Consider the following 17902-nt stretch of genomic DNA (forward strand, 5'->3'; position numbering starts at 1 on the left):
ACTGGTGTGATTAATGCCGGAGGATAAGGGCGAGCAGCACAGCATGCTCGTCAAACTCTCCGGCAAATTCCTCTCGATACCCGATCGCCACATCGGCCCATCCGAAATGATAGCCAAGCTTGGTCTCATACTTGTTTGAATCCGCCGTTTCGTTCCCGCGCTCGACCCAAAGCTGCTGGCTTATAAAGAAGTCCTGCCAGATATCGACGCCATAGCCGAACTCGGCGCGCTGGCGGACACAGCCATCTTCATGACGGATCACAGCGGCATCCGCGAAGACATAGAAGTTACGACCGCCCCGCAGGCCAGACAGGCCGCCGCTGAGGCGGGCTTCGGCGCCCCACTCGTCGCATCCGAATACGCCGGCCAGGGAGCTGCCATGAACCAGGCCGCCTTCAACGCCGACGGCCCACCCCTTGTGGGTGACCAGTTGCCGACGCAGCGTGGCGCGCCAGAACTCCTTGTTGAACTGGCTGCCGACCTCATAGGCCACCGCCTCTGATTTTGCGGTAACCGTCCAATTCGGTGCGAAGCCATACTCGCCGTAGAGCGAAACGCGGTTTCCACGGACGCCTTCCAGCTCCTCTTCAGTGCCGACGGCCTCGGCATACCAACCTTCATGCGGTTGGGACCAAGGCCCTGCCGAAGCGGGTACGGCCCATGCCAGCCCGAGAAAAAGAACCCCAAATCCCCTCATCGCAGAGAAACCTAGTGAAGAAATCTGGGGTTGAAAACCATTTTCTGTCTCGCGTGGAATCCATGAAAAATGAAAAAGCCCCCGCCAAATTGGCGAGGGCTTTTTTAGTCATCCATGTAATCCGCGCGCTTAGAGGCGGAACCGGATCTGGTCGGACCAGAAGCGCTCAAGTCGAGAAATGGTCTTGTTCAGTTGCGACAGGTCATCCGGACGCACGCTGGCCGTTGGCTCAAGAGCGCCGGCCTGCTTCTCGAAGAGGGCCTCGACCCGTTTGCGAACCTTCAGACCACGCTCGGTCAGGCTGAGCGTGACGGTGCGCTTGTCATCTTCGGAGCGGGTCTGGATCAGATAGCCGCCTTCCTGGAGTTTCTTGACGTTGTAGGAGAGGCTGGTGCCAGCAAAGGCGCCACGAGCCCGAAGAACAGATGCGGGGGCTTCGCCTTCGCCAATTTCATAAAGCAACAATGCCTGAACGCCGGTCAGCGACCGCTCGCCGCCGCGCTCCAGATCGTCCTTCACAACATCATGAAGACGACGGTGCGCCTGCTCAAGCAAAGACAAAGACTTCAGGAAAGACTCGCCCAACGAATTGTTCGCAGTATCCTGCGCTTCTGCAATCATCATTTTCATCACCACTCAACTATTCACTCAACTTTTGTTGTAGTTTGAGTAGAAATACACGAGCAATCCTAATGAATTGATAAGCATGCCCTTTTCTCAAGAGTAGAAGGTTAATATCCACGCGAATACATTAACCGTTACTATTACGTAACGATTTGGGCCTGTCAGGTTTGGATATCATGAAAGTATTCGCTCAAGCGAACGTGTCGACCGTGCCGCGAATGCCGTATTTCGGACTAGGCCCATGCACGTTCGGCTCTGCACGACTGTCGATCAGCATGAATACGAAAACGATCAGGCCGCCGACATAGGGAATCAAGTTCAGCAGGTACATCCAGCCGGACAGATCCTGATCATGGAAGCGCCGTACGGTGACAGCTATACCCGGAATGATGGTATAAAGTATCCAAAGCGCGGTGAAGAGAGGGAGAAAGTATCCCTCGGAGTCGTCGACGCCAAATATTGATAGGGTAAGGATCGTGTCGACAACAAACGCCAAGACGAGCGCAAGTATCGAAAACAATATGTATCCCCAATACTCTTGGCGGCGTGCGCGGCCATTGAACTTGAAATAGCTGGATGACAGACATCTGAGAAAGTACGTCCAGATACCGTCACTCTTGACTGCCATGGGCTGCGCATAGGGTGCAGCCCCCGCATACCCCTGACTAACGGGCTGCGGCGGAACTGGCTGTGTAGAGGGTTGTCCGGTAGCCTGGAGCAAATAGATATCGCGCGCCTCGTCACCCATACCGACGAAATCGACAACATGCCCCTGGACGAGCCGATTGTTGTCCCGCACCTGTGCCTGAGAGAAATTGTAGCGCACACCATCGTCTCCGAGGATGAGGCCTAGCCCCTCCACAGAGTCAGCCTTCAATACTTGTCCGCGCATACATGCTCCTGAATCGCCCCAACTTTGAGTGTGGCCACTATTTCAAGGCCTTGGCTCGCGCTCAATCCCCAAAGGTCAACTCATCGTCGCCCAATGGCTCGAAATATCTCGCCACGTCCGCATCGCTGACCTCTTCCAGCGTGGCCGGCTTCCATTTCGGAGCATTGTCCTTGTCGATAATGACCGCGCGAACGCCTTCAAGGAAGTCATGACTTTGCACTTTACGCCAGCCAATGCGGTACTCCATCCGCATGTTCTCTTCAAAGTTATCAAGTTTGGCGCCATCTCGAACCTGACGAAGGGCAACCTTCACAGTCTCTGGGGACTTCGTTCGAATGGTCGCCGCCTGCTCGGATGCCCACTCATTGTCAGCCGCGTCCAACGCAGCAACAATCTCCTCGGCGGTGTCCTTTGCAAAGCAATCATCAATCAAATCGCTACGCGCCGCAAAGCTGCCCGCTGGCACAGGATGGGTCATGCCGCGCAGGATCTCGTTCAGCATTTCGGCGGCACCGACGGAGAAATCCGCGCCTTCGATCTGTTTTTTCAGGTTCGGCACCAATTCCGATGGCAGGAAATGCGTCGCCACCCGGGCCGCAGCGACATCTGCGCCCTTCAAACGCGCCCCCGTCAGCGCCAACCATGTACCAAGATAGCCCGACAGGCGCGGCAGGAACCAGCCACCCCCCACGTCCGGGAACAGGCCGATCCCGGTCTCCGGCATGGCGAACAGCGTGCGCTCGGTCGCAACCCGGTGAGAGCCATGCACAGACAGGCCGACCCCTCCGCCCATGGTCACACCATCCATGATCGCCAGCACCGGCTTGGGAAAGGTCTTCAGCGCGGCATTCATCCGATATTCGACATTGAAGAAAGCGCGCGCCTCGCTCGCATCCCCCGCGCCGCTATCGGCCAGCATGCGAATGTCACCGCCAGCGCAGAACCCGCGCGTTTCTTCTTCATGGTCGATCATGACCAAGTGAACGGTCGGGTCTGCCGCCCAGCGTTCCAAGGCGGCCAAGATGGTGTCGCACATAGGTGCGTTCAGCGCATGCAACACCTTTGGCCGCGTCAGCGTAACTCGTCCCACACCGCGATGGGTCTCCACCGATACGTCATTCGACATACTTTATCCCTTTGTCTCAGGCGCTTTACGCCGATCATTATCTGTTTCGCCTACCCCTACATTCGACGCCTCGCGGATCAAGCCCGACTCGTGTGTCAGGACGTTAACAGTCCGCAAATCCCGATTGGAAATTCCTGGCAATAGCAAACCGCGAATGTTTACTCGTTGAGACTATTCTTCGCCTATGAGACAGACCGACCTTCCCGGCGCAGAGCTGCGTGGACGCCGCACTCCGGTGATCGCCAAAGGTATTCTGAAACTGGGTTTCTTGCGCTCGGTGCCGTGCGATATTCGCAACATTTCATCCGGCGGAGTCCGCTTTGCGACCCGCAAGGAAATCAATCTGCCAGAAACCTTCTCGATCCGTCTGCCCAACAGTAAACAACCGCGCCTGTGTCAGCGGCGTTGGCAACTCGGTCGCGAGACCGGTGTCGAGTTTATCTGATCCATTCCCTTTGTAGCGGCAGGGTGAGGAGGCAGGAACTTCTCAAATGACCCCTCCGCCTAGCGTGGTAACAGCGCCGTATCGCAATGCCAGCAAGCTTCGGCGCTGCCTGCGCCAATGGGGCTGCCGGGCGGGATATCGACTTCAGGTGTGGACGGCATGACGGGTAGAGATGGCCTGTCGAGATGGGCTGTAATACGACGGGAGAGCTCGTCCCGCACTGCCACATCCGCTGGATCAGCTCGCCGCGAACGGGACACAATCCGGCGCGCCAGAGCGCTGAGATATGCATTGGTCTGGATCACCGTTTCAGACGTCGCATTTGTGTTTGCGGCAAGGTCTATCAGTACGGAAACGTACCGCACTTGCTCGCGCCGCAGGATACTCGCCTGACGTGGCGTGTCAGCGTCTTTGAACAGCGCCTCCTCCACTTCGCGCAAGACATCACCATAGCTCAGCGCGTTCGCGTTGCGGCGTTCAGTTTCGATCAGGCGTGCAACGCGCTGGGGATGCAGCAAGGCGCCCAAGGTTTGTGAGGCCGATGTGTCAGCGGCTGTCAGAAGATCAAACATCGCCCCGGTTTCGCCTGGGAAATATTCCGCCCCCGCGCCCGCCCCACGGAACGACACCAGCGGCGGCGTCAACAGGTCGAGCGTCCGGTCTGGCAGATCAAGCACGGCCGGATCCAGCGTTGCCACCAGCGCACTGAGCGCGCCGCGTTGCTGATCTGCTGGCACAGGCGCTCCGCCAATATTGGCCTGCCCCGTTTCGGCATAGTGGAAATCATAACCGCCGATCATCTTCGCCGCTGCGTTCACCTGATAACGATGATAAAGATAGACCGGCACGATCACCGCCCGCAGGCGCGAGGTGGGCTCGCCTGGCTGCAGCGCGCCGAGGCCGAACCGTTCAAGCGCTACTTTCCGTACCCGCATCACCTCCGTCAGGGAGGCGACAGGGTCTGTGCCATTGTCCCAGACGCTCGCATAGGGATGCGCGGTACCCACGCCACGCCCCTGCGGATCATCGATGTATCGCAGTCCGCTTCCCCAGGCCGATTCCAACAGTTCGTCTCCTGCAGCATTCTCGTCCGTGCCATCAGGATATTGCCGGTAGAGCCACATTGCAGACACTATGTCCCACTCACCGATTCCGACATCATAGGCAGCTGAGAAATCCAGCTCCCCGTTCTGGCCAACCCAAACAAGCGGTGCCGGATAATCCATCACCGACGCGCGCTCATTCGAGGACGCCGCAAAATTGTGGGCGAAGCCAAGCGTGTGGCCAACTTCATGCGCAGCCAATTGGCGAATACGGGACAGAGCGATCTGGACAGGATCATCCGCCGCGCCAGTGCCGGTCTTTGATGCGCCCGCCAGTCCTTCAAAAATCATCCTGTCCTGGCGCACACGCTGACTACCCAGAATAACGTTGGCTTTCAGCATTTCACCCGTACGCGGATCGGTCAGTCCACCACCATAGGACCAGCCGCGGGTCTGGCGGTGCACCCACTGGATCACATTATAGCGGACATCAAGTGGATGGGCGCCTTCGGGCAGGACTTGCACGCGATAGGAGTCCGGAAAACCAGCTGCCTCGAACGCTTCGGCCCACCAGGATGCCCCTTCAATCAGGGCGGCACGGATTTCCTCTGGCGCACCGGAATCGACATAGAAGACAATCGGCTCTTTTGCGGGGCTGCTCGCGGCAGTGGGGTCCTGCTTTTCCAGCCGAAAGCGGCGTGCGAAGGACTGCCCAACCTGTCCGCTCAGGGGCGCGGAAAAATCATAGTAGCCGACGTCAATCGCACCGCTGCGTGGATCGAACATGCGGGGCGTGTAGCCGTCATCCGGCAAGCGCACGAGCGATGTGTGCTGCACCAGCGTCACAGAGCGCGCATCAGCCGCCGTGGCCCAGACTTCCGCTTTCGGTTCGTCACTGCTCAGCGTCAGAAAGGCATCAAACTCGACATTGTCCGGAAAGGCCAGCGCCGCCGAAACGTCCGGCATGGACAACTCCTTCGAGATCTGGAACGCGCCGCCCTTGGGATGCTGTTTCAGCCGCGCGCGTACATCCATCGTGTCGCGCGTCAGATAGGACGACAGGTCCACCAACAATTCGCCCTCCGGTCCGGTGCCGAGAATTTCACCCGACCAGACAAAGCTGCGCGCAAAGGAATCCCGCACGGCTTTGCGCTCCTGCGGATTGTCGGCGCTGGCGCGATAGGTCCAGTTCTCGATCTCCGCGATGACCTTGTCGCCCACCTTGCGGAAGGCAACGATCTCACCGGCATTGGCGCGGCCCCGGTCCAGCCCGATCGGATTGGACCCGAGTCCCGCCGTCAGCCCTGTCGCCTGGATCGCGCGCAGGGCAACGCCCTCCGCGTCCGGCGCAGGCAGCGCGACCAGAACGCGCCCGCCATCCGCATCCAGGTAGAGGTCAACAAATCCCTCCTTGTGAACAAGCGATCCGGTTTCCTCGGCCCAATTCCCAGACTGCGCCCACGCCAGTGGAAGGACGAGCGTCGCCACCATCGCCAAAACCAGACTCTTCAATCCCCGCACAAGCGCACCTCTTCCGATCAGCTGAACCACAGCCGCACGGTGCCGCATATCGGATTGAGGTTCAATCGCTTTCCGGGCTGACAGCCCGTCAGGGCTCAGTGTGCCACCTTACCCGTCACAAGTCTGGGTATCGCGCATGATGCCGACCTTGGTGACCTTGCCGCTCTTGTTGTCGACGCCGAAATAGATGTCGCTATAGTCGTACAGCGTCTCATCGCCCTTGGTGACCACGCATTTCGGCTTGCCATAGGCCCCACGCGCCAGGATTTGCTCCGCGCCGGTCCCCACACCTATATCCGTGCGATACCGCGGGTCACGCGCGATGATCCAATAGACATTTTCATCCGCTGCGATGATGAGTCCATCATAGGTGTAAGTCGTTGCCCGCGTGCCTTCGATCGGCGTTGTATGGCGCGGCGTACCCATCACGGCGAACAGTTCGATCAGGCTCATACCCAACTCGACCTCGCCGACGCGCTCACCCCGGACGATTTGATTGTCATTCAGATTGGGCGGCGCACTGGCGCACGCGCCCAGCACAGCGAATCCGGCCACAATCGACAGCTTACGGACCATACGCATCGCCAGTCCTCCTTCTCTTGCACTCTACCAGAATGAAAGAACAGCGCAGCCACCGCCGCTTGTCCAGATACGGACGGCATGAAAACCTTCCCCGCACCCGCGAAAACGCTATAAATATCGGTAATGTTTGAGAAATTGCCCGAAAGGCCTAATCCTTGAGCATGTCCCGCGAGATGATGACGCGCATGATCTCGTTCGTACCCTCCAGAATCTGGTGCACGCGCAAATCGCGCACGATCCGTTCAACACCATAATCGGCGAGGTAGCCGTATCCGCCGTGTATCTGCAGGGCGTCGTTCGCAACCTTGAACGCAGTATCCGTGACAAAGCGCTTGGCCATCGCGCACCAACGTGTCGCGTCCGGCGACTTGCCGTCCAGTCGTCCGGCCGCCTCGTACAGCATGACCCTTGCGGCCTGAAGCTCGGTTTCCATATCCGCCAGCTTGAACGCCGTGTTCTGGAAGGTCGCAATCGCCTTGCCGAACTGTTCGCGCTCTTTCGCGTAGGCCACCGCCTTGTCGAGCGCGAGTTGCGCACCGCCGAGGGCACACGCCGCAATATTCAGCCGCCCGCCATCCAGCCCTGCCATCGCAAATCGGAAGCCGTGACCTTCCTCGCCAATTCGGTTTGCCGCCGGCACGCGAACGCCGTCCAGCATCACCTGCCGCGTGGGCTGGCTCTTCCAGCCCATCTTGCGCTCATTCGCCCCAAAGCTCAGCCCCGGCGTGTCCTTCTCGATAATGAAGGCCGACACGCCCTTGGCGCCGTCGTCGGAAGTGCGCGCCATCAAGACGTAAACGTCAGACGTGCCCGCGCCGGAGATGAATTGTTTCGTGCCGGAGATGACATAATCATCGCCATCCTTCACTGCGCGCGTCTTCAGGCTGGCAGCATCCGATCCCGCACCGGGTTCGGTCAGGCAATATGATGCGATCAACTCCATACGCGTCAGCCGCGGCACCCACGCCTGGCGCTGCGCGTCCGATCCGAACGTGTCGATCATCCAACTGGCCATATTGTGAATGGAAATGAATGCCGCCGTGGAGACATCCCCATAGGACAGCTGCTCGAAGATCATGGCCGCATCGGTGCGCGTCAGGGCGCTGCCGCCGACTTCTTCAGAGACATAAATGCCCGCAAAGCCAAGCTCGGCCGCCTGCTTGATAACATCGACCGGGAAGTGGCTGTCTCGGTCCCATGCTTCCGAATGCGGCAGCAATTGCGCCTCGGCAAATTTGCGGGCCATGTCCCGGATCATCAATTGTTCGTCGGAAAACAAAGCACTCATTGTTAATTCCCCGTTTTTTGGCGTAAGAGGTTTCCACGGGAATTGAATGGGCAGCGCGCAATGTCAATGCAACACGCCAGCACACGCTATGGAATCGATGATGCGGACGCGTCAGAAGTCGGCGTGTTGGCCGAAGTGGACCGCGCCGCCAGCGCCCTGTTTGCTCCAACCGGCCTATTGTCCGCAGAAGCCCTGAAAGACCATGTACCCATCGACATCCTTGCCAGCGCTGCAGAGAATGGCGACCTGTTCACCGCGCGGCTGGACACCGGCGCGCCGGTAGGATTCGCGCTGGTCTCCCTGCGCGGCGGCATGCTCTATCTTGACCAGATCAGCGTCCATCCGGATCAGGGCCAGCGCGGCATTGGCGCGGCTCTGCTGACCCGTGTGATCGACGAAGCGAAGCGTCGCAAGCTGCGCCGCGTTGCGCTGTCCACTTTCCGCGACCTGCCCTGGAACGCGCCGTTCTACGCCAAGCATGGCTTTCGCGAGATCAGACGCAGTGATATGGCCGAGTGGATGCTGGAACTGGAACGTATCCAGGCCGAAGAACTCGACGTTTCCAAACGCTGTTTCATGGTGCGTAAAATTGGCTGGTTGTAGCCATCCGGATTTTGGACCAATGAGGCTCACATGACCCAATTCCCCCAAGCCTTCCCCGCCACCCGCATGCGCCGCTTGCGCCAGGCCCCATGGATCCGTTCGCTCGCTGGCGAAAACGTGCTGACGCCCGCTGATTTGATCTGGGCCGTCTTCGTCCATGATGGCGAAGATCGCATGCCCGTCGGCTCCTTGCCCGGCATTGATCGGCTGAGCGTCAAGGACGCCGCCAAGGCCGCCATTCGCGCGCGAGAGCTTGGCATTCCGGCCATCGCGCTGTTTCCCTATATTGGCGCAGACGGCAAGGACGAGACCGGCTCCGGCGCGCTGGACCCGGACGGGCTCGTGCCGCGCGCCCTGAAGGCGATGAAGGATGCTGCGCCCGAAGTCGGCCTGATCACGGATGTGGCGCTCGACGCCTATACCAACCACGGGCATGACGGCCTGCTGGACGAAGACGGCACCATCCCGAATGATGCGACTACGGATAAACTGGTCCAGCAGGCGCTGGTCCATATCGGCGCGGGCGCCGATATCGTCGCCCCGTCGGACATGATGGATGGCCGCATCGGCGCGATTCGTTCGGCATTCGAGGAAGAAGGCTTCACCAACCAGATGATCCTCGCCTATGCCGCCAAATATGCCAGCGGATTCTACGGCCCCTATCGCGACGCCATCGGCTCGGCCGCCGCGCTGAAGGGCGACAAGAAAACCTATCAGCAAGATCCGGCCAATTCCGATGAAGCCCTGCGCGAGGTCGCGCTCGATCTTGCCGAAGGCGCCGACATGGTCATGGTCAAGCCTGGCCTTCCGTATCTGGACATTGTGCAACGCGTCAGCTCCACCTTCGGTGTGCCGACCATCGCCTACCAGGTCTCCGGCGAATACGCCCAGATAAAGGCCGCCGCCCAGAATGGCTGGATCGACGGAGATCGCGTCATGATGGAGTCGCTCATGTGCTTCAAACGCGCGGGCGCGAGCGGCGTGATCACCTATTTTGCTGAAGAGGCGGCGGTAAATCTCGGATGATCAAGCCCGTACCTACCGCTGTCCGGCAGCACCTGCTCAGAGCAGTCACGGTACGCAACGAATTTTCAATGCAAGTTGCCGCGTCAGATTTCTTCACGCAGGAACTGCATGAAGGCCTCCACTTTGTGAGGCACATAGCGCCTTGACGGATGAACCATCCAGGCTGCCGTTCCGAATTGATTTGCGGCGCACTCGAAATCGGGAAACAGGTCTACCAGATCACCAGCTTCCAGCTCCGGCTTGCAGAGCCAATCTGGTAGCAATGTTGGCCCCAACCCGGCCAGAGCGCACTGGGTCATCGTCAGACCATGCGAGACGAGTAGCCGTCCATTGACCGGAACTTCAAAAGCTTCGCCTGCGGCGTCACGAAACAGCCAGTGCGTGCGATATCCGGGGAGCGGAAACAGGACACACTCACGCTCTGACAAATCTCTTGGGTGAAGCAGCCCGCCATTGCGCTGGATATAAGACGGGCTCGCACAGATTTGAAATTTTCGCGGAACCAGTTTGGTGGCGCACATCTCGCCGTCCGGTTCGGGACCGAACCGAATCCCGAGATCGATCTGATCGGCGACGAGATCGACTTGTGAATCAGTCAGTACCAGTTCGAGTGACAGCGCCGGATAACGGTCCATGAACTTCTTGAGAAGTGGCGCGATTACGCGCTGCCCCAGCGACGTACAGGCCGTGATCCGCAGCAGGCCCTGTGGCTCTGTCGCCAGATCCTGCGCTTTCTGCCGCGCGTGATCGAGATCTTCAATAAGGTTTCTTATTTGCTCAAAATAGCTCTGACCAGCTTCCGTCGGTGCCAGCTTTCGCCGACTTCGCTGAAATAGTCGAAATCCCAACTCTTCTTCCAGTCCGGCAATCGCGCGGGACACTGATGATGGGTCGACATCTCGGTAGCGGGCCGCATTGGCGAAACTGCCAAGCTTCATCACATCGACAAAGGTTTGAAGCGCCGTGATCTGCATGATGCAATTCCTGCATGAATATGATGCAACTGGCTAGGTTTATCTCGATAACTGCACGATCCATACTTTGCGCCTCAATGCTAGGAGCGCTTCGTATGTCAGTGAAATTTCACCATCAGTTCTTTTCGTCGCTTTCCGAGGTCATGGAAGACGTGCAACGAAATGGAACCTGGCCCACAACCTTCGTGTCTCCACCATCGGCTGGGTTGGACCCACATTGGCATTCCGAAGAAGTGCACGCCTACATCATGGAGGGGGAAACAGACTTCCTGGACGCGGGGACAGGTGTCCGCACAACCGTCGTGGCAGGCGACAAAGTCATCGTACCGGCCCGAACCCTGCACGCAGAAGGCGCGGTGAAAGATAAGGTCGTTTACATACTGGCCCTACCCGAAGCGCTGGATTCGGAGAGCTTCCTGAAAATGCGAGAACCGAACGACCTGCAATCGTAGTCCACCTTGTTGTCTGCCCGCCCGCGCTCGTGCTTCGACTTCGCTCAGCATGAGTGCTCACCTTTTTACCCCGCCAACCCCTCAAAATACCCCATCAGCATCTGCAGGGTCAGCTCCCGTGCGCGTTCGGGGGGCTTGTCGATCAGTGTGCCGAGGGACGGGCCGAACAGGCCGGTGCCGAGAGCGAGGGTCACGCTCATCAGGATCATGTCCTCGGCAAGCTCTGAGGGGATGCCGCCCTGCGAGATCTTTTTCTGCGCCACTTCCTGAACCGCCTCGCGCACCACGGTCAGGCGGCTGGTCTCATCCGTCAGTTCCAGCCAGGCAGCCAGCCGCGCCGCGCCGCGCGACTCCAGCGCATCAAACAAGGTCTTCAGGCCTATGGCGCGCGCCTCTGCCGGGGCATCGGCGGGGATTTCGATTGCCATGATCGCGTCCACGAGATCGGCAATCATCCGCTCCATGAGGGCCTGCTGAACGGCGTCGATGGATCCGAAATGATGCAGCACGGTGGCATTCGCCACGCCCGCTGCCTTGGCCACATCGGCCAGGCGCAGCGTTTGCGGCCCCTGTTCGACCAGCAGCGTCTCCGCCGCAGCAAGGATATTGGCGCGCGATTCCTCCGGCGTTCGACGGATTCTGGGCGAGGGTTCTTTTTTCTTTATTGACATTTTTGTCAGTAGTGTTACCTGTTGCGACAAGACGATTGCCAGTTCTGTACCAGAAAGCAGTAAACACAATGACGCGCAAACGCACCCCCGAAGACATCACCATTGAACCGCGCGACCTGCGCTTTGACATGTCCGCCGCCGATGATGGCCGCCCCTGGCTGGACGGCAACCCCGTCGCCACCGCCGTTTACAATGCCATGTCGCTGACCTTCCCGGACGGCGAACGCATGTTCATGGATGCGGTGAAAGCCTATCGCGGCGAGGTTTCGGGCAAGCTGGCCGAGGATGTGAAGGATTTCATCACGCAGGAAGCCATCCATTCGCGCGAGCATCACCTGCTGAACAACAAGATCGACCGCGAAAAATATCCCGTTGCAGAGATTGAGGCGGAGATCCTGGAGCGGGTCAATTTCGGCCGCGCCGGCGGACCGATGCGTATGCTGATGGCCACGATCTGCCTCGAGCACTTCACCTCCATGATGGCCGATCTGATGTTCGATGCCGAGATCGATGGTGTGGCGATGTTCAGCAAGACAGACCCGGCGCTGGAGCGCCTCTGGCGCTGGCATGCGATGGAAGAGACTGAGCACAAGGCCGTTGCCTACGATGTCTTTCTGGAGGTCACCAAGGGCTGGTCACCGCTGAAACGCTATTTCCGGCGCAGCCTGTCCATGTTGCTGATCACGAAACACTTCACTGCCAATATCGCCAATTTCTCCGCCAAGCTGCTGGAAGCCGACGGCTATACACGCGAAGAGGCCGACCGCGCCGTGAAGCAATTCCTCTGGAAGAAACCGGCCCTGTTCGGACGCGGCTGGAAGGTCTGGCTGTCCTGGTTCAAGCCCGGCTTCCACCCATGGGACCATGACAATCGTCACGCCATGGATGACTGGAAAGAGGCGCTCACGCCCGTCCCGGCAGAATGATCCGTTAGCTGGCGGTCTCTTCCGCCAGCCGATCGAACGGCTCTACCAAATCCTCGACAAACCCGGCCAACTCTTCGCCGGACAGACCTCGTTGTAACTCGACCTGCAATGATGTCAGTGCCGCTTGGTATCGTCGTGCCAGACGCGCGGTGTCTGCCGCGTCCGGAAATTCGCCTACGGCCCGCGCAGCGGAGAACCCCGCTTCGAACTCGCCCTTCATCCAGTCCAGATAGTCTCGCGCAGGATCGGCAATCTCGGAATCCGTCGTTGTCGCCTCCAGCAATGTCTTGAGTAGCAGGCAGGCATGCACCCGCACGCTGGATCCATCCTCTGCATAGGCGCGCAGAAAGCTGGTCAGGCCATGCAGAGGCGAAGCTGCCTCTGCCATGTGCGCGCGAAACCCGGCTTGCATCTTCTCGAAGTATCGCTCCATCGCCGCAAGGAACAGGGCCTGCTTGCTCTTGAACGCGGCATAGATGCTACCCGGCCGCATATTCAGGGCGTTTTCGAGATCCTTGAGCGAGGTCGCATGATAGCCCTTCGCCCAGAACAGGCGAATGGCGGCTTCCAGCGCGGCATCACGATCATAGGCAGGCATACGTGTCATGTTCTCAAGATAGGGCCGCAAACCGGTCTTGTCTCGCCTTTCCGCTCACATTTGAGTGATCGCTCAAAAAAGATCTTGGTTTCACAGCGCGGCCTCCCAGATGAGGTGGGCCCCGACGAACGGGCACACAATCATCCAATGCAAGGAGCCCCCCCGGATGACCGAATTTACCCGCCACACCGAAGACACCGCCCCCGCAGAAAGCCGCGAGATACTCGCCGGCGCCAAGAAAAGCATGGGCATCGTCCCGAACCTCTACGCCGTCATGGCCGAGGCACCGGGCCTGCTGAAAGCCTACAAGGAACTGGGTGATCTGTTCCAGGCATCCAGCTTCGACAAGGATGAGCTGACCGTTGTCTGGCAGGCCATCAATGTCGAGCATAACTGCCACTATTGTGTCCCGGCCCACACCGCCATCGCGGGCAGCATGGGTGTCAGCCAAGACATTACTGATGCCCTGCGCAACGAAACGCCCCTGCCAAGCGACAAGCTCGAAGCGCTCCGCACCTTCACGCTCAGCGTCGTGCGCAATCGCGGCAATGTCGATGACGCCGCCGTGCAGGCTTTCTTTGATGCGGGCTACACCCAGCGCCAGATCCTCGAAGTCGTGCTGGGCGTCTCCCAGAAGACCATCTCGAACTACACCAATCATCTGGCGCAGACGCCGGTGGATGCGCCATTCGCAAAATTTGAATGGCACAAGGCCGGTTAACCCGCCGCCTTGACCTGGCCGGTGCGGTCCCCCTCCCGCACCGGCCCCTTTGTTCCTGGCCTCATGCCCCTTGCCCCACAGCGCAACGCTTGGAATGTAGGGGCATGACCAAGCTTCTCATCATCTATCATTCCCGCACCGGCGGCACGCGCCAGATGGCCGAGGCCGCCGCAGGCGCTGCACGCGACGAAACCGACACATTGCTGAAGCGGGCGGAAGACACCGGCCCAGAAGACCTGCTGACCGCTGAGGGTTATCTCTTCGCAGCGCCGGAAAACCTCGCGGCCTTGTCGGGCGAAATGAAGGAATTCTTCGACCGCTGCTACTATCCCGTCCTCGGCAAGATCGAAGGCCGGCCCTATGGCCTGATGATCTGCGCCGGTTCGGATGGCGAGAATGCAGCGCGTCAGGCGGCCCGCATTGCCACCGGTTGGCGGCTGAAACAGGTCCAACCACCCCTGATCATCTGCACGCACGCCCAGACGGAAGCGGAAATCCTCGCGGAAAAGACGATGCCCGAAGAAGACCTCGCCAAATGCCGCGAGCTTGGGGCTGCCCTCGGCGCAGGGATCGAGATGGGGGTTTTCTGACATTCCCTGTGCCCGTCCAAGGCTCCTGCTATCCCCCAAACCAGCCGCACAAACCCTTGAAATTGCTGGCGATCAAAAAACTTTATCCCACCCCTCCGTGCTCGGCCTATAATGCACGTCATGACAGACCCGCGTCACGCCCGCTATTATGCCTTTGTCTGGCCACTCTTCTGGCCCTGGCTCTGGCTGAATCTGCGCCGGCTCGAAGCCTGGCAGGAGGAGACCGGGCGCACTGTGCTGCTGCGCATTGACCGCTTCGGCAACATCTACATAACGGCGATGGCGGATGCGCCCAACCCACAGCGCTATCAATACACCGCGCCGGTGATCCCGGCATGGGAGCGCCCGTTACGCTGGAGCGATCTGCCCGAAAATCTCGTCACGGGCCTGGTCCCGCTCGCAAAATGCTGTGCGGCAGCGGTGACACAGGCGAAAGCCGTCACCATCTCAGGAACCTCACCTGTTGCTCCCGACACATCCTGATACGGATGACCTTACCGAATTCAAATCGACCCAACCGGAAGGCCACCTCCTCGCCGGCCATTCCTGTTGCCTGAAACGAAAAACGGCGGACACCCACTCTGGGTACCCGCCGCTTTGAATTCGAGAACTCGGAAGAAATTAGGCAGCTTCGCCGATCTTTACCAGTTCGATGTTGAAGGTCAGGTCTTCGCCGGCCAATGGATGGTTGGCGTCCAGCGTTACAGATTCCTCTTCAACGGCAGCCACTGTCACAGGGATCACTTGCCCGTCCTGGGTCTGCATCTGAAGGCGTGAGCCAACTTCCAGCGGAATCTCCGCCGGAATATCTGCGCGAGGCACATCCTGGCGCATGGCCGGGTTCATCTGACCATAGGCGTCATCACACGCTACATTAACGGTCTTCTTGTCGCCAACGGTCATGCCCGGAATGGCAGAGTCGAGGCCAGGTATGATTTGGCCGGATCCGACTTCGAATGTCAGCGGCTCGCGCCCTTCTGAACTGTCGAATGTGGTACCGTCATTGAGGGTGCCGGTGTAATGGATGTGTACGGTATCGCCCGTTTTCACTTGCGTCATGGTCTCGCTCCAATCGTGGTGGGTGGAATTTCAGAGGCCGCGTCGCGCGCACGGGTGCTCCGTTGAACTGAGGCCATACCTAGGGCTTCTGAGGCATATGTAAACCCGCCGAGCAGCAAATGGCCCGGCGGCGTGCCGGGCCAGTACATTGATCAGTATACGAAAACTGCTTTGACGTTGACGAATTCCTTCATGCCAAAGCCGCCATGTTCCCGGCCAAATCCGGAATCCTTCACGCCCCCAAACGGCATGTTTGGAGCGGCAATGCCAAACCCGTTGATCCTCACCATGCCGGTGTCGAAATGATTACAGGCCAGCTCAATCGCGCGGTCTTCATTGCGCGAGAAAATGCCGCCGCCAAGGCCATACCGGCTGTCATTGGCAATCCGCATCGCATCGTCATCATCCTTGGCGCGGATCACCGAAGCCACGGGACCGAACAATTCGTCGTCATAGGCGGGCTGGCCCGGCGCCACATCGGTCAACACGGTCGAGGGATAATAGGCGCCCTGCATGTCAGGGATTTCACCGCCACAGCGAATGGTCGCGCCTTTTTCAACACTGTCCTTGACCTGGTCATGCAGAGTTTCACGCAGGTCAGCGCGGGCCATTGGCCCCAGATCACTGTCTTCGGCAAACGGGTCGCCGAGCTTGATGTCCGCCATTGCCTTCACGAATTTCTCGGTGAACTCATCATAGACTTCCTCAGTCACAATGAAGCGCTTGGCGTTCACGCAAGTTTCGCCATTGTTGAACAGGCGCCCTTTCACGCATGTCTCGACGGCGAGGTCCACATCGGCATCTTCCAGCACCAGATAAGCGTCGTTCGAGCCAAGCTCCAGCACAGTCTTCTTCAGTGCCTTGCCGGCTTTCTCACCCACCACGCGGCCGGCGCCGTCACTGCCGGTCAGGGTCACACCGCGTACAAGGTCATTCTCGATCACGGCATCGGACTGGTCATGCGAGATCAACAGAACGGTGAAGAGATGTTTCGGCAGGCCTGCGGCTTCATAAATATCGCGCAGCATCAATCCACTGCCCGTACAGGTCTCAGCGTGCTTCAGCAGAACACCGTTGCCCGCCATTAGGTTGGAGATGGAATAGCGGATCGCCTGATAGAGTGGGAAGTTCCAAGGCTGGATGCCATAGACGATGCCAATCGGGGAATAGGTCACAATGCCTTTGCGACCCGACATGATATCGCGTTCTTCACTGGCCAGCTCTTTCGGGCCCTGCTCAGCAGTATAGTCGCAAATCCCGGCGCACAGTTTCACTTCTTCCTGCCCATCGCGATAGAGCTTTCCCATCTCCTTGGTCATAAGCTCGGCATAGTCATCGACATGCTTGCGCAACTCATCGCCGATGGCCTTGATGACTTTCGCGCGGTCTTCGAGACTGCGCTGGCGCCAGTCTTGGTAGGCAGCTTGGCACTGCTCGATAGCGAGCGCCATCTCGTCATCACTCATGCGGGGATAGGTCTTCAGCGTCTCGCCGGTGGCCGGGTTGATCGTCTTGAGAAGGTCGGTCATGCAGGGGGATCTCCAATCTTGCTTTCACAAGTTAAACGACCCGCCCCGCTGGCAGTTCCGATCACATTCCCGTTAGATACAGCCAGATTATTCCGGCCACGTATCGTAATTCTCTTTCATGTAAGAGAATCCATCCTCGACGATCTCGCGTAGGACGTCCATGTCGATGTCGGCGAGCTTGTTGATGTAAAGACAGCTCTTGCCGACCTTGTGCTTGCCCAGCCGGGCGAGCTTGTCGCTCATATCGCGATATCCCGGCATGATATACAGGACGAGATTGGCTTTGCGCGGCGAGAATCCCGTGATCAGCATGTCGCCTTCGCGACCGCTGTCATACTTGTAATGATATCGGCCATACCCCACCAGGCTCGGTCCCCACATCCGGGGTGTATAGCCCGTGACTTCCTCGAACCAGCCCAGCAATTTTTCGCCATCAGCGCGGCGCGTGGGATGCTCGACCGCCGCGACGAATTCCGCTGGCGAAACTGGGGTCGGCTTGGTCTTGTTGTCCGATTTGGCCATGTGCCCCTCCCTG

21 protein-coding genes are annotated in these 17902 nt (G+C 59.0%); 8 read left to right on the top strand and 13 right to left on the bottom strand.

Going from position 1 to position 17902, the window contains the following annotated elements; all coding sequences use genetic code 11:
- Positions 1–10 precede the first annotated feature (10 nt).
- The 4 genes from B2344_RS15275 to B2344_RS15290 form a co-directional block, all read right to left on the bottom strand.
- Entirely contained in the window at positions 11–697 is a 687-nt protein-coding gene (locus B2344_RS15275) for a hypothetical protein (RefSeq protein WP_290482295.1), read from the bottom strand.
- A gap of 129 nt (positions 698–826) precedes the next feature.
- The gene (locus B2344_RS15280; protein ID WP_233347660.1) at positions 827–1321 is read right to left on the bottom strand and encodes a MarR family winged helix-turn-helix transcriptional regulator; all 495 of its coding nucleotides are present in this window, start codon (positions 1319–1321) and stop codon (positions 827–829) included.
- A 190-nt stretch (positions 1322–1511) separates the two neighbouring features.
- Positions 1512–2213: a DUF805 domain-containing protein gene (locus B2344_RS15285; RefSeq protein ID WP_290482296.1), complete on the bottom strand. Its 702-nt coding sequence runs from the start codon at positions 2211–2213 to the stop codon at positions 1512–1514.
- A gap of 61 nt (positions 2214–2274) precedes the next feature.
- Entirely contained in the window at positions 2275–3339 is a 1065-nt protein-coding gene (locus B2344_RS15290; RefSeq protein WP_290485538.1) for an enoyl-CoA hydratase/isomerase family protein, read from the bottom strand.
- Positions 3340–3523: 184 nt separating this feature from the next.
- Between B2344_RS15290 and B2344_RS15295 the strand changes: the two genes are divergently transcribed.
- Positions 3524–3784 carry a hypothetical protein gene (locus B2344_RS15295; protein WP_206992664.1) on the top strand — a complete coding sequence of 87 codons (261 nt, stop codon included), beginning with the start codon at positions 3524–3526 and terminating at the stop codon, positions 3782–3784.
- Positions 3785–3843: 59 nt separating this feature from the next.
- On the opposite strand, the gene B2344_RS15300 is transcribed toward B2344_RS15295, so the two are convergent.
- From B2344_RS15300 to B2344_RS15310, 3 genes are all read right to left on the bottom strand, one after another.
- Positions 3844–6396, bottom strand: a complete 2553-nt coding sequence (locus tag B2344_RS15300; protein WP_290485539.1) for a zinc-dependent metalloprotease — start codon at positions 6394–6396, stop codon at positions 3844–3846.
- A 60-nt stretch (positions 6397–6456) separates the two neighbouring features.
- Entirely contained in the window at positions 6457–6930 is a 474-nt protein-coding gene (locus tag B2344_RS15305; protein WP_206992662.1) for a hypothetical protein, read from the bottom strand.
- A 148-nt stretch (positions 6931–7078) separates the two neighbouring features.
- Positions 7079–8218, bottom strand: coding sequence for an acyl-CoA dehydrogenase family protein (locus tag B2344_RS15310; RefSeq protein ID WP_034813961.1), 1140 nt, complete (start codon positions 8216–8218; stop codon positions 7079–7081).
- Positions 8219–8278: 60 nt separating this feature from the next.
- Here B2344_RS15310 and B2344_RS15315 point away from each other — a divergent pair, with 60 nt between their 5' ends.
- Both B2344_RS15315 and hemB read left to right on the top strand, forming a co-directional pair.
- On the top strand, positions 8279–8821 hold the full coding sequence (locus B2344_RS15315; RefSeq protein ID WP_290478981.1) for a GNAT family N-acetyltransferase: 543 nt from the start codon (positions 8279–8281) through the stop codon (positions 8819–8821).
- Between the two features lie 30 nt (positions 8822–8851).
- Positions 8852–9847, top strand: coding sequence for a porphobilinogen synthase (gene hemB / locus B2344_RS15320; RefSeq protein WP_290482299.1), 996 nt, complete (start codon positions 8852–8854; stop codon positions 9845–9847).
- 83 nt (positions 9848–9930) lie between these two features.
- On the opposite strand, the gene B2344_RS15325 is transcribed toward hemB, so the two are convergent.
- Entirely contained in the window at positions 9931–10821 is an 891-nt protein-coding gene (locus B2344_RS15325) for a LysR family transcriptional regulator (RefSeq protein ID WP_290482300.1), read from the bottom strand.
- 95 nt (positions 10822–10916) lie between these two features.
- On the opposite strand from B2344_RS15325, the gene B2344_RS15330 reads away from it, so the two are divergent.
- A complete protein-coding gene (locus tag B2344_RS15330; RefSeq protein ID WP_206992658.1) occupies positions 10917–11273 on the top strand; it encodes a cupin domain-containing protein in 357 nt (118 codons plus the stop codon).
- 65 nt (positions 11274–11338) lie between these two features.
- On the opposite strand, the gene B2344_RS15335 is transcribed toward B2344_RS15330, so the two are convergent.
- Positions 11339–11944: a TetR/AcrR family transcriptional regulator gene (locus B2344_RS15335; RefSeq protein WP_290482301.1), complete on the bottom strand. Its 606-nt coding sequence runs from the start codon at positions 11942–11944 to the stop codon at positions 11339–11341.
- A gap of 68 nt (positions 11945–12012) precedes the next feature.
- On the opposite strand from B2344_RS15335, the gene B2344_RS15340 reads away from it, so the two are divergent.
- Positions 12013–12870: a metal-dependent hydrolase gene (locus tag B2344_RS15340; RefSeq protein ID WP_290478985.1), complete on the top strand. Its 858-nt coding sequence runs from the start codon at positions 12013–12015 to the stop codon at positions 12868–12870.
- A 4-nt stretch (positions 12871–12874) separates the two neighbouring features.
- Here the strand turns inward: B2344_RS15340 and B2344_RS15345 are convergent, their stop codons facing one another.
- On the bottom strand, positions 12875–13468 hold the full coding sequence (locus B2344_RS15345) for a TetR/AcrR family transcriptional regulator (protein ID WP_290485540.1): 594 nt from the start codon (positions 13466–13468) through the stop codon (positions 12875–12877).
- A 166-nt stretch (positions 13469–13634) separates the two neighbouring features.
- Between B2344_RS15345 and B2344_RS15350 the strand changes: the two genes are divergently transcribed.
- The 3 genes from B2344_RS15350 to B2344_RS15360 all read left to right on the top strand — a co-directional run bounded on the left by B2344_RS15350 (position 13635) and on the right by B2344_RS15360 (position 15262).
- Positions 13635–14189 (top strand): carboxymuconolactone decarboxylase family protein, encoded by a 555-nt coding sequence (locus tag B2344_RS15350; RefSeq protein ID WP_290485541.1) that lies wholly within the window; start codon positions 13635–13637, stop codon positions 14187–14189.
- A gap of 104 nt (positions 14190–14293) precedes the next feature.
- The gene (locus tag B2344_RS15355) at positions 14294–14779 is read left to right on the top strand and encodes a flavodoxin family protein (protein ID WP_290483635.1); all 486 of its coding nucleotides are present in this window, start codon (positions 14294–14296) and stop codon (positions 14777–14779) included.
- A 120-nt stretch (positions 14780–14899) separates the two neighbouring features.
- The gene (locus tag B2344_RS15360) at positions 14900–15262 is read left to right on the top strand and encodes a hypothetical protein (RefSeq protein ID WP_290485542.1); all 363 of its coding nucleotides are present in this window, start codon (positions 14900–14902) and stop codon (positions 15260–15262) included.
- A gap of 138 nt (positions 15263–15400) precedes the next feature.
- Here B2344_RS15360 and B2344_RS15365 read toward each other — a convergent pair whose 3' ends face one another.
- The 3 genes from B2344_RS15365 to B2344_RS15375 form a co-directional block, all read right to left on the bottom strand.
- Positions 15401–15838, bottom strand: a complete 438-nt coding sequence (locus tag B2344_RS15365; RefSeq protein WP_034813971.1) for an FKBP-type peptidyl-prolyl cis-trans isomerase — start codon at positions 15836–15838, stop codon at positions 15401–15403.
- Positions 15839–15990: 152 nt separating this feature from the next.
- Positions 15991–17367 carry an NAD-dependent succinate-semialdehyde dehydrogenase gene (locus B2344_RS15370; protein ID WP_290483636.1) on the bottom strand — a complete coding sequence of 459 codons (1377 nt, stop codon included), beginning with the start codon at positions 17365–17367 and terminating at the stop codon, positions 15991–15993.
- Positions 17368–17454: 87 nt separating this feature from the next.
- Positions 17455–17889: a DUF1801 domain-containing protein gene (locus B2344_RS15375; protein WP_206992650.1), complete on the bottom strand. Its 435-nt coding sequence runs from the start codon at positions 17887–17889 to the stop codon at positions 17455–17457.
- Positions 17890–17902: the final 13 nt, after the last annotated feature.

The sequence above is a fragment of the Hyphomonas sp. UBA3195 genome, from assembly GCF_002366485.1.
Classification (GTDB): domain Bacteria; phylum Pseudomonadota; class Alphaproteobacteria; order Caulobacterales; family Hyphomonadaceae; genus Hyphomonas.